The following is a 12,952-nucleotide window of genomic DNA, read 5'->3' on the forward strand; positions in this document are numbered from 1 at the left end:
TAAAACAAAGGAAATACAAATTTTGTTCTAATAAAAGACTTCACTTGTATTTCCTTTTTAATAATTACTTGATTCTCGTATTTAGCATCAATCTGACAGCCACAGGTGCCAAATTCACACTACATTATATAAGCACCTATTGAATTTTGCTTTACTCAATGGTAGTCTCTCCGGTTTCCGGATCATAGGTTTTCACAATTACCTTAGAAAGACCGAGTTCGGCCAATGCAACCCAATTGGAACCGCTTGTAGAAGATTTCACCTTAAACCAAAGATAACGGTAAGATACACCGGCTTTTATTATATCCGATTCGTAAGACGCAGCTTTTGTATTAGGCAAATTACTCAAAGATGCCAATAAAGTCGTCTGGCTCTCATCATAATTCTTCCCATCAAAAGTATTACTGCCCAGAACATCCATCTCCTTGGGATTGTCTTTATTGTTATTGTCGCGACAAACATAAGAGAACAAGAAAGTGGACAAGGAATTATCTTCACCCAAATCGACCACGATATAATGAGGAAAAGGTGTAGGACTGCTCCATGACATATGGAAATAAGTGTCATTCTTCCCATCCACCAGATTTGCGATAGGTCCTTCACTACTCTCCTGGTCATCTGTATACAACTGTTTAGCAGACAAGGTTATAGCCTTTCGATCTGTTTTAATCTGCTTCGGTGCAGGAAGGGCTCGTGCTGTTATACTGCAACTCTGTGAACCTTCACCGCCACGATTGCAAGGTTGCAACGTAAAGTTAATATCACCATACCGATGCAACAGATTGTCTACCAACATGGTATCACTATTCACACTTGCCAGTCTCATGCATTTCTTCCCATCTTCAGGTAATGTATAAGTCACCTTCACATAATAATAATTAGAATCGGCGGGTACGGTCCATTTCAATTTAATGGCACCAGCTTTGGCTTCAGCCGAAAGTGAACTCTGATCTATATTAGTCGGCATAGGATACTTCTCATCGCTGGAGCACCCGGTCATATTTATCAGGCCCAGTATCACACATAGGCCAAACAGTATTTTTTTCATTTTCATTTCTCTTTAAAAAGATTAATAACCCGGATTGTTTACCAATTTTTCATTTCTGTTAATATCGGTAGAAGGTATAGGCAACAGATATTGAGTCGGCGCCTCAAACTTACGCTCAAAGTCAATCGTCTTCACTATCGCATAATCTTCTATGGTAGTAGCAGCTATATTCAACCCTTTAGCTTTGACATTAAAATATTGTTCAGCCAGCAGCCAACGGCGCATATCCCAAAAATTCTGGTTTTCTAAATAAAGTTCGTTCATTCTCTCCTGACGAACAATCTGACGAAGCTTCGCCTGATCTAATGTAGCAATGCCACTCCACGACTTTTCTACCGTAGGAATACCGGCACGCTCTCTTACTTTATTCAGATACTGTTTGGCAGTTTCTAAATCATTGGTTTCCACACACGCCTCGGCATATGCCAAATACAGGTCGGCAAGGCGAATAATAGGCCAAGGATACTGGTTCAAATTCGTAGAGTTGGTAGAAACAACCGTATTAGGGTCAACCCCTTTTTTATTCAGATAACCACTTGGTGTATAGTTACCCGATCGCTGCACGGTAGCCGTACCACGACTACAGTTACCGCCTAATACAAAATCACATATTAATCTGCTGTCTGAGTTGTCTTTCTTTCCATTGCTCATAACATAAGCAGGATTAGTTGAACCATTCATCACTTCGTAATATCCTCCCTGAAAAGCTATCCAGGCATAAAAACGAGGTTCACGCTCCAGATTGAATTCAATTGTTTTGCTCCCTTCATGTGCTTCATCAGCATGTGCCGCATCCACATTGACTATCTTCAATTTATCTCTATCTTTATACGCCGGATCTTCGTCCCAAGGCAAACCATTCTTGGTATAGAAGCGATTCAACATGGCCCACGTCGGTCCAATCCCATTCCACGCCCATCCATCAGTCACAAATGGTAATGATTTATTCTGTATACCGTATGAACCTTCGTTACGGGTTTCTGCAAGAAGGACTTCCGGATTGCGTGAGTCCCAATCGACCAAACTGGTTCGAAGACATCTCACCGGACCGGCTGCCGGATAGGGATTTGCATCCTCGTTGCCCATCTTATAGTCTTGTTTCGTATACAAAGCATGCCCATTCTGCTCCGCAAGATCAATCGCTTCTTTAATGGCATTTTTTGCTTTTATCCATTTATTAGGATCGTATGTAACGGGCATCAATAAATTACCCAGCTTATCTTTAAAATCATCATAAAATTTAGAGTTACCGTTAAATAACGGAGAGGCTGCGTAGAGTAACATTTTCGCTTTAACTGCCTTAGCGGCCACACTGGTTGCCAATCCGTAATCTTCTTTATTAGTACGTACGGGAGGCAATGATTGTGCTGCTTCATCCAATAAATTACATATCCACTCTACACATTCGTCATACGAAGTTCGCGGTAAATAGTCTGCTTGAGAAACACTTACATCCGGCAGTTCTTTGATCAGGATGATCGGTCCGTAACAACGTGCCAGCTGATAATGATAATAAGCGATCAAGAATTTGATCTGTGCAATATAGTCGGTTTTAACACTTTCAGTCAGATCGGGTACTTTATCTACGTTTGCTAAAAACAAGTAGCATTGGCGTAATCCCTGAAAAAATGTATTCCAATAAGAAATCACCGGATTGGAAGCCGTATAATTCCCTTTCGGAAAAGAGGCAAACGTTTCATGCTCAAAAGCTGTAATCACCTCATCTCCAGTCAGCAGATCAAGACTTCCCTGCGCTATATTACTTTGTGGCAGATAACCGTAACACGAATAAACATAGTTCTTAGCTGCATTCCGATCCTTAAATGCATCATCTTCGGTCGTTATTTCGTCCGGAACAATATCCAAAAACTGACAGGAACTATATCCCAATATCAGAAAAAGTAGAAACAGGAGTTTATATGCTATTTTCATACGTCTAAATTATTTAAAAGTTAATTGAATACCAACATTGAACGTGCGTTGTGTCGGATAGCTCATACCGGCACCCCCACCCATTTCAGGATCCCATAATTTAAATGGAGAGAAAGTCAACAAGTTACTTCCATTCACATAAATTCTCGCCCATTTGAAGCTATACCCGATTTCCGCATTTCTCAATTTCAGAAACGAAGCATCACGCAGCCAATAAGAAGAGGCCTGCATGTTGTTTTGGTTATTGTATTGGGTCAATCTCGGATAGCGCGCATTCGGATTCTGATTATCTTTGCTCCAATAATCATCCTTAATCCATTTCAAAACATTACTCTTACCTTGGGTTCCAAAAGGCTCGAATCCACTCATCATCAACGATACATGTGTCTGTCCTTGAAAGAAGAAAGAGAAATCCCAATCTTTCCATCTAATAGAAGGGCCAAAGCCATAGATAATCTCCGGAACCGTAGGATAGCCTAATTGAACCCTGTCATCTGATGTAATTTTCCCATCATACTTACCGTCAGCATCCGGTTGGTCTACAAATTTCACATCTCCCGGAGCGATCGCTATATTACCGAGAGTCGACTGAGGGCTGTTCCGAATATCTGCTTCGTCAATATACAACCCGTCCGCTACATAACCTAAATAGGTATTTAGGCTCCTTCCAACCTGCGACAAAGCAGGACGCAGTCCCTCAGCTTCATCGTATGCCAATACTTCATTATGCGCATACGTAAAGGTCCCTTTGAACTGGATAGATAAATCCCGGTTGACCGACTTACCATAATCCAAGGCAAGATCGATTCCACTATTCTTCACCTTGGCGAAGTTACCATAGATTTTAGTATTGGCAGTTCCAAAGTAATTCGGTATCGAATTCTTTTGTTGGAAAATATTATCTCTGATCTCCCGGAACCCATCAATAGTCAAATTCAGTGAATTAAAGAACTGTAAATCAGCACCCACATTCAACTTATGACCAATTTCCCAAGTAAGATCATTGTTCTGAAAACGGTCGTAAGTAGGTCCTGCCAATGTAATTTTATTTCCCCCGTATCCTGTCGTATAGCTCGGGCTGTTGGTCAAGTTCACAATGGCTAAATAAGCAAAACGGTCGCTACCGATCGCATCATTACCTACCAGACCATACGAACCACGTATCTTAAAATTAGAAACCACCGGCTTTATGGACTCCCAAAACTTCTCTTCACTAATGTTCCATCCCAAAGATATAGAAGGGAATAATCCCCAACGATGCCCTTTGGCAAAACTTTCCGAACCATTGTAACCGGCATTAACCTCTATCATGTAACGGTGAGCGTAATCATAAGTCAAACGTGCTGCAACGCCCATTTTTCGTTTTGGAAGCGAGCCGATAAGAGTACTGTTTACATTCGTATTGTAATCATCCTGATTGTAGAGCAACATACCGCTCACATTATGCGATCCGAACGAACGCTCATAATCGAAATACCCCTGAATATAAATTCGGCGATCACCATTCGTACCAAAAAAAGATTCCATCGTATGATTGCTCGGTTCTCCGATAGAAGTATCAACAAAATCATACGAACCATCTTCATTTTGCTTATAATCAGTAAGCTGATATCTATTGTATCCTTGCAGACGGAACTTCTGATTGTAACTCCAATTCTTAAATGAGACCAATGCCTTGAAACTTAACCCCTTTGTAATAAAATCCAATTTTTGATCCCAATTGATATTGGCCACTACCGTACTTTCAAACGTATCTTTGTATCCCATACTCGCAAGAGCTACCGGGTTGGCAGGATCATAATTACCGGCAAGAATACCTCCCCAATGATACCATGCATCGTTTCCCTGAGGAAACATAACCGGAAAGTCAACTGGATTGGTCCCCATGATAGCACCGAATATATCCCCTACTCCATTTCCCCCGCTGGTTGTTAAAGGACCATGCATGTCGTTCAACTGTGCATTAAGGTGCAGTGAAATGGTAGAAGACTTAGACAAATGGAAATCCACGTTATTCTGAAACGCATATTTCATATAATTTATATTATTTTTATAGGAGAAGAAATCACTGGAACGGTCTTTCAACATTCCTGTTTCATGACTCATGTTGAGGTTCATAAAATAAGTGATTTTAGAAGTACCTCCACGTACGTTAAAGTTGGCTTTTTGATTGAATGTCGCATCTTTGAAAACCTCTTTGTACCAGTCGACATTCGGATAAATATAAGGATTCAAATGATTGATCGTACCATTGATTCTTTCATCGGAATAAAGTACAGACCCAGTTCCCTGATTGGTCACCGCTTCATTATACATACGCATATAAGTAGGCCCGTCTACAACCTCCGGTTTCTGAATCGGAGTATTTACATATCCTTCTACACGTACTCCAATGATCGGCCTTTCAAGATCACTTCCCGATTTAGTTTTGATAATAAGCACACCGTTGGCTCCACGAGTACCATACATCGCCGATGCCGTAGCGTCTTTCAATACGGAGAAACTTTCAATTACTTCAGGATCTAATGCGTTCAGATCTGCCTGGGATACTTCCACTCCATCTAAGATTATCAACGGAGAAGTTGCTCCATTCATCGTTGCAATACCACGAATGAAAAAATCCGCAGAGTTCTTGCCTGGTTCTCCACTACGTTGATAAGCAATCACCCCCGACAAACGTCCGGCAAATGAAGAAGAAAGGTTGGCAGAAGGTACCAGAAGATCCGAAGGACGCACCGATTGAATTGATCCGGTGATGGTCTCCTTTTTCTGTCCCGTACCAAAAGCAGTGACCACCACTTCATCCAATTGCTGGGCGTCTTCGGAAAGAGTGATAGACATTACTTTTTGACTACCGACTTTGACTTTCTTAGTAACATATCCTATATATGAAATCTGTATTTCATTTTTAGGAAATGCCGCTAATTCAAATTTACCATCTACATCGGTAATCACACCTGTCGTGGTACCCAGTAATTGAACCGTTGCACCGATGATAGGTTCACTGGTTTTCGAGTCTGTCACTATACCAATGATTTTCACCTTTTTTTGTTGTGTGCTTTCCGTTTTTTCAACTTTAAGAATAACTTCATTACCTTTAATAACATAACTGATATTGCTCCCTTTAAAGACTTCGTTCAGGACGTCATTAATAGAACCCTTACAATCAATACTCTTTAGGTTTGTGTTTTTCAAATCATTAGCGTTATAGAAAAAAGTATATTGACTGCTTTTTTCTATGAGCCGGATGGCTTGAGGAATAGTGAGAGACCGACCTTTAACCACAATCTGTCCTTGCGCAGCAAGTGCAGACAGCGGATAAAGCAGCAAAGCCATAACGATGTATTTAAGACACCGCTTCTGACAAGAAAATAAAAACTTGTTCATGCTTCAATTTTTAGATTTAACATTGGGTTAATAAATATTAGTTGTAAATAATAATCTCGTGATTTATTTCTTTTTCCCGAAGATTCAGGCTAAAACAAATTTTATCAATAACGTCTTCCAAAGATTCATCATAGCGAATACTCCCTGTAAAGGCACAATTTTTATTCACTTTATCGCTGATAATGATACGTGAACCATACATTTGGTTTATAATCCTAGTCAAATGTTCCAAATTAAATTGTGTAAAATTATAACGGCCGTTTTGCCACTCTATATTTTCTATTTGCCTTAGTTGAGTCCCTGCATCAGCAGGATTATATACCAATTCCTGAAGTGGTTTCATCTCTATTTTATGTTGAGTCGATTCTACATTAAATTCGATGCTTCCATTAAACAAAGTAATTTCATTGGCACTGGGATTGTTCTGCTTTATCAAAAAGCAAGTCCCTTTCACTTCGATAAAGGCTTTATCGATATACACCCTGAATTTTCTACCCATATTTTTGTGAACTTCGAACAAAGAATTACCTTTCAGCCATACATTCCGATGCTTCTTGAAATCTTCGGCAAAACGTATAGAACTTCCCGGCTGCATCCAGACCTTCGAACTATCTGGTAATAAATACATTCTGCTTTTCTGAGCTGTAATTTCAATATATTTATCCATCGGGGTACTACCTTCATTTAAATGCATCCAAAGTCCACCGACAATCAAAACAAGAGCTACAGAAGCAGCAATATACCATAGTTCTAAAGGAACTAATGCTATATCACATAAAAAACAAAGAAGTTATTATTACTAATTAATTTATTATATATTATACTAAATATCAGAAGTTTAAATAGACAACAAAACAAACAATATGTATATTATAGATACCAGTCAAGAAACTTTTATAAAAAAAAGTTGCTCTTGTCATGTGGTGGTAGATGGGGCTGTTGTGTATTTAGTTTTAGATAACACAAAATAAATCTAAATATAATTATTAAAATGAATAAAAGTAACAAAGAAACTAATCTGATCAAGAAGCTATTGGCAGATCAATTGGACAAGAAGGAACGCAAGAAACTCTATTATTCAAATTTAATAGAAAAACAAATGAGAAAACAATGGAAAGAAAATAAGAATACTCCGGTAGAAAAAGAGATTGGAAATAAGATATGGGACAAGATCGAGAACCAATGCATAAAAGTTCACAAAAGAATAGTTCCTTTAGAACTTATCTAATAAATATATGTTGCTATTATTTTATTTATAAAGAGAAAGAACATATTACCCAGTTAAGTGCATATAATAGGATTATATAGCCATAATACACCAAGATAAATTAAACAAAAAATGTTATTTTTTAATATTCTTGTAGAAATCGCAGCAATTTAGAACAAAAAGATTACTTTTGCACCTCTAATTACTAAAACAGATGCAAGAAAAAGAAACAGTCAGGAAATTAAAGCATGGCGATCAGGAAGCATTTGCTTTTTTATACAATCATTACTGGAAACAAGTTTATAATTTCACAAGGCTCTATTTCACCGCCTCTATGGATATTGAGGAAATTGTGCAGGAAGTATTTGTGAAAGTATGGGAATCTCATCATTTCTTGGATGAAAACAAAAGTTTTGAAGGCTACCTCTTTATCATAACCCGAAACGTGATCTTCAATCATTCACGTAGGTATTACAAAGAGACAGCCCTCAAAATAACAGCTATACAAGCAGTCGAAGAATCTTATGACATGGAGGGAGAGTTGGATGCCGCCGATTTAAAGAAATATATCGATGAACTTGTTATGCAACTCCCCCCCCGCCAACAAGAAGTATTTCGTATGAGCAGGGAATTACACATGAGTAACAGAGAAATAGCAGAACACTTCTCTATTACTGAAAAAGCAATAGAGCGCCATATCAATCTGGCCCTGAAATTTCTCAAAAAGAACCTCAATTTATTTATGTTGTTCATGGCAGCTTAACACCCCAAACCCAAATTCTGTCATTGTACCTGCCATCCGCCCCCCAGAGCCTTATACACTTGTACTACAGCTATCAATTCATCCCGCATCGCATTGCTAAGTCCTATCTGGGCATCGAAATATCCACGCTGGGCATCAAGCACATCAAGATAGTTCGTCACTCCATTGATATACTGTAATTGTGCCAGATCCACGTAACTCTTAGCCGAACGTTCCAATTTAGCACGAAGATCATATACTTCCTTGATTTTATTGAAGTTCACAATTGCATTCCGAGTCTCTTTGAAAGCTGTCAAGACAGATTTTTCATAGTTGTGAACTTCAGCCTCGTAAGCAGCTTTCTTAGCTTTAAGGGCAGCGCGATTTTTACCCCAACCAAAGATAGGTGTAAGCAAAGCACCTTCCATAATGCTATAAGGCGATTTCAACAATTCGGAAAGAGCAGTACTTTCTGACCCTACCCCACCGGTAAGTGAGATACGTGGAAACATATTCGTGTAAGCCACTCCTACCCTGGCATTGGCAGCAATCAATTTCTGTTCAGCCTGGCGGATATCAGGACGACGCTCCAATAGTCCGGAAGGTAACCCAACAGGTAACTCTTGTGGAAAATTAAATTCCTGCAACAAACGGCTACGGGTAATTTTGTTAGGATATTCACCAGCAAGAAAAGCTATATCGTTCTCTTTCAGGGATATTTTACGCTCCAGATCGGGCACCAATGTTGCAGTACGTGCCAACTCGACCTGAGACTGACGATACGAAGTCTCAGATGTCAGCCCTCCCTCAAAACGGATGCGTGCAAGGCGCATCCCTTCTTCACGAGCTTTCAATGTTTGGCGAACAATATCCAATTCCGTATCGAGAGCTACCAGTTCATAGTATGCCTGCGCTACTTCAGCAATGATAGTCATCCGAAGAGCACGTTGTGCCTCAACAGACTGAAGATACTCTGCAATGCTGGCTGAACGTGCCCAACGAAGATTTCCCCAAAGGTCGAGTTCCCAAGAGAAAAGAACCTGCGCTTCGAACGTATCGCTACGCTTGAAGGCATCTCCACCATGGTTCTCGTTTTCCCGTTCAGCAGTCAATGTACCTTTAATGTCGGGCAACAGGTTTGCTGTCGAGATACGTTTCTGAGCTGCCATCTCCTTGACGCGGGCAGCGGCTATCAACATATCTTTATTATGTTCCAGTGCCCGGTCTATCAGGCTTCGGAGAGTACTGTCTGTGTAAATCTGCCACCATTCCCTGTCACCGAAGCTCAGGGTATCCTGATACTGTGCCAGACTGTCGGGTAAGTTCAGGTCGGGACGAACATAACTTTTTCCTATCTTGCAAGACCCCAAGACCCATGCAGTTAGTAAGAGGGTAATATATAAATAGCTTCTTTTCATAATTCAATCAATTTTCTTTTTAGACTTGAACGGTAACTTCACGTTCACATTCGGCACATTTCTCAGTTTCGCTTTTGTTTTATAAACCAATACGAAGAAGAACGGAACAAGGATAATACCCACTACAATGGCAAAAATCATTCCAAAAAATACTCCCGTACCGATGGCCGCACGGCTTGCCGAACCGGGACCGGTTGCCAATACCATCGGAAGCATACCCAGCACAAATGCGAGTGAGGTCATCAAAATGGGACGAAAGCGCAATTGGGCTGCGTGAATGGCGGATTGTACCAAATCACCTCCCTGATCCACCTGCACTTTGGCAAACTCTACAATCAGAATGGCATTTTTTGCCGCCAATCCGACAAGCATCACCAATCCTATCTGGAAATAGACGTCATTTTCCAGTCCACAAATCCATACCCCCAGATAAGCCCCCAGAGCGGCTACCGGCAGCGAAAGCAATACGGCAATGGGCACTGTCCAGCTTTCATACTGTGCAGCCAGGAAGAGAAATACAAAAAGGAACACTAATGCCAGTACCAATCCGGTCTGCCCACCCGCCTTTTTCTCCTGATAAGAGAGACCACTCCATTCCAGGCCGATGTTATCAGGCAGATGGTCACGGGCAATCTGCTCCATAATCTCCATGGCCTGACCGGAACTGTAGCCTTGCGCCGCCTCACCTCGGAAAACAGCAGTGGTGAACATATTGAAACGTTTAATACTACCAGGACCGGTGGTATACGATGCATTACCCAACGAAGTCAACGGGATCATCGCTCCATTAGAAGCCTTCACGAAAAACAGGTTAATATTGTCCTTGTGTTCCCTATAAGGCGCTTCAGCCTGAATGTACACCTTATAAATACGGTTGAACATATTGAAGTCATTCACATAGACGGATCCTGTATAGGCTTTCATGGTTGAGAAAACATCCGCCAAAGGCACACCAAGCATCTTCACTTTGTCGCGGTCTACATCGAAGTAGAGCTGTGGGATATCCGACTGAAGTGAGGAGGAAAGCCCTGTCAGCTCCTTACGTTGGGAGGCATAATACATCAAAGTATCCGCTGCCTGCACCAAATTATCGAAAGTAGCTTCCCCATGCGCTTCCAGTTGCATTTCAAAACCGCCTGAGGTTCCCAAACCAGGAATGACAGGGGGAGTAGAAAGATAAACTTTACATTCCGGATACTCACTCAGGTCGCGACGAATGCTCGTCATGATCTCGTCTATCGACGTACTCTTACGGTCTTCCCACGGCTTCAAAATAACTGTCAATTCACTCCGTGCCTGATTGCTGCCCACACGGGGACTGCTTCCGGTCACATTCTGCACATATGCTATATAGGGATTCTTTTCCAGATAAGTGATAGCACGATCCGTCACCTCCCGGGTACGTTCCAGCGTAGCACCTTCAGGCAATTCCAACTCTATCTTGAAGTATCCCTGGTCTTCCACCGGAAGGAAACTTGTCGGAATCAGCCGGTGAATCAACAAAATACCAATAAGCACCACTCCGAAACCTGCCAATACACGACGCGGATTGCCGATCACCCTACGGATAGCGATTACATACTTATGATTGCCCACGTTCAACCAGTGGTTGATTTTACGGAAAACAATGTTCTTCTTTTTGCCATTGTCCGGTTTCAGAATCAGCGAACACATAACCGGACTCAGAGTCAGTGCCACAACAGTCGAAATCAGTACGGATACAGCGATGGTAATAGTAAACTGGCGGTAAAGTTGGCCCGTAATTCCGCTGAGGAAGCTCACCGGCACAAATACGGCACAAAGTACCAGCGAAGTGGCAATCAGCGCACCTGCCAATCCGTTCATGGCTTTCTTTGTAGCTTCGTACGGCGGCAACTTCTCCTCCTCCATAATACGCTCTACATTTTCCACCACTACAATAGCATCATCCACCACAATACCGATGGCAAGAATCAACCCGAGCAATGTCAGTATGTTCAGCGAGAAACCGAAAATCAGCATAAAACCAAATGTACCGATCAGTGAAATAGGAACGGCAACAATCGGAATCAACGTAGCCCGCCAACTCTGCAAAGAAAGATAAACGACGAGCACTACCAGGATCAATGCTTCAAACAAAGTCTTATAAACTTCATGGATAGACTCGGAAATATAAGTCGTCATATCGAACGGAACCTCGTAGCTCAACCCTTCAGGGAAGTTTTTGCTAATTTCGTCCATCGCCTCTTTAACACTTTTCGCTACTTCCATTGCGTTGGCACCCGGAAGCATATAAATGCCCAAAACGGCAGCATTCTTGCCATTGATACCGCTCTCCGTACTGTATGAAGAGGCTTCCAGTGAAACTCGTGCCACGTCGCGCAGACGAATGATAGAGCCATTTGTATTGGCACGAATCACGATATTTTCGAATTGTTCTACAGTAGAAAGACGCCCCTGTGTAGTGATAGGAATTGTCACATCGAGTCCCTTCACCGGTTGCTGTCCAAGTACACCGGCAGCCGATTCACGGTTCTGATCTTTCAAAGCATTCTGTAAATCCTGCACAGTCAGCCCGAAATTGGCCAATTTATCCGGCTCTGCCCAGATTTGCATGGCATAATAACGGCTACCTATATTCGACACACGTCCTACTCCCGGAATACGGCGGATTACATCAAGTACATTAATTGTCGCAAAATTACTCAAATAAATTTCATCAAACTTCGGATCGGACGACATCAATGTAAGGGTCATCAACTGGCTGGGGGCCTGCTTTTCGACGGAAATTCCGTTCTGAATGACTTCGGCCGGCAAGCGGTTTTCCGCCAGCTTCACCCGGTTCTGAATTTCTACAGCGGCCAGGTCCGGATCGGCAGAAACATCAAAAGTAACCGTTGCCGAAAAACCTCCGGAATTGGAACTGTTCGACTCCATATAAAGCATACCCGGTGTTCCGTTAATCTCCTGTTCGATGGGGGTTGCTACAGCCTGCGAAACCGTAAGCGCGCTGGCCCCCGGATAAGAGGCACTGATCTTCACTACCGGAGGAGTGATCTGCGGATACTGGTCGACAGGCAACATGGTCAGCCCGATGATGCCGATGATGACTATCAGTATCGAGATAACGATCGAGAAAACAGGTCTATCTATAAAAAAACTAACTTTCATATTCAATAAGGTCTCACCCCACCCCTCTCCCAATGAGAGGGAGGAAGAGTTTCTTTTAAATTATACGT

General features: G+C 41.7%; 8 protein-coding genes. 2 read left to right on the forward strand and 6 right to left on the reverse strand.

Annotation, left to right across the window (positions count from 1 at the left end; translation table 11 throughout):
- Window positions 1–151: 151 nt before the first annotated feature.
- Genes FDF36_RS05020 through FDF36_RS05035 form a run of 4 tightly spaced genes read right to left on the reverse strand, consistent with a single transcriptional unit; the run spans window position 152 to window position 7,034 of the window.
- Window positions 152–1,048 carry a discoidin domain-containing protein gene (locus FDF36_RS05020; RefSeq protein ID WP_220390576.1) on the reverse strand — a complete coding sequence of 299 codons (897 nt, stop codon included), beginning with the start codon at window positions 1,046–1,048 and terminating at the stop codon, window positions 152–154.
- A 21-nt stretch (window positions 1,049–1,069) separates the two neighbouring features.
- Window positions 1,070–2,980, reverse strand: a complete 1,911-nt coding sequence (locus FDF36_RS05025) for a RagB/SusD family nutrient uptake outer membrane protein (protein ID WP_220390577.1) — start codon at window positions 2,978–2,980, stop codon at window positions 1,070–1,072.
- 9 nt (window positions 2,981–2,989) lie between these two features.
- On the reverse strand, window positions 2,990–6,367 hold the full coding sequence (locus tag FDF36_RS05030; RefSeq protein WP_220390578.1) for a TonB-dependent receptor: 3,378 nt from the start codon (window positions 6,365–6,367) through the stop codon (window positions 2,990–2,992).
- Window positions 6,368–6,404: 37 nt separating this feature from the next.
- On the reverse strand, window positions 6,405–7,034 hold the full coding sequence (locus FDF36_RS05035) for a FecR family protein (protein ID WP_220390579.1): 630 nt from the start codon (window positions 7,032–7,034) through the stop codon (window positions 6,405–6,407).
- Between the two features lie 324 nt (window positions 7,035–7,358).
- Here FDF36_RS05035 and FDF36_RS05040 point away from each other — a divergent pair, with 324 nt between their 5' ends.
- Window positions 7,359–7,595, forward strand: a complete 237-nt coding sequence (locus FDF36_RS05040; RefSeq protein WP_220390580.1) for a hypothetical protein — start codon at window positions 7,359–7,361, stop codon at window positions 7,593–7,595.
- 193 nt (window positions 7,596–7,788) lie between these two features.
- The gene (locus tag FDF36_RS05045) at window positions 7,789–8,337 is read left to right on the forward strand and encodes an RNA polymerase sigma-70 factor (protein ID WP_220390581.1); all 549 of its coding nucleotides are present in this window, start codon (window positions 7,789–7,791) and stop codon (window positions 8,335–8,337) included.
- A gap of 20 nt (window positions 8,338–8,357) precedes the next feature.
- Here the strand turns inward: FDF36_RS05045 and FDF36_RS05050 are convergent, their stop codons facing one another.
- Together FDF36_RS05050 and FDF36_RS05055 are read right to left on the reverse strand one after the other, a co-directional pair.
- Window positions 8,358–9,734 (reverse strand): efflux transporter outer membrane subunit, encoded by a 1,377-nt coding sequence (locus tag FDF36_RS05050; RefSeq protein WP_220390582.1) that lies wholly within the window; start codon window positions 9,732–9,734, stop codon window positions 8,358–8,360.
- 3 nt (window positions 9,735–9,737) lie between these two features.
- The gene (locus FDF36_RS05055; protein ID WP_220390583.1) at window positions 9,738–12,884 is read right to left on the reverse strand and encodes an efflux RND transporter permease subunit; all 3,147 of its coding nucleotides are present in this window, start codon (window positions 12,882–12,884) and stop codon (window positions 9,738–9,740) included.
- Window positions 12,885–12,952: the final 68 nt, after the last annotated feature.

The organism is Bacteroides fragilis, assembly GCF_019583405.1.
GTDB classification, from domain to species: domain Bacteria; phylum Bacteroidota; class Bacteroidia; order Bacteroidales; family Bacteroidaceae; genus Bacteroides; species Bacteroides fragilis_B.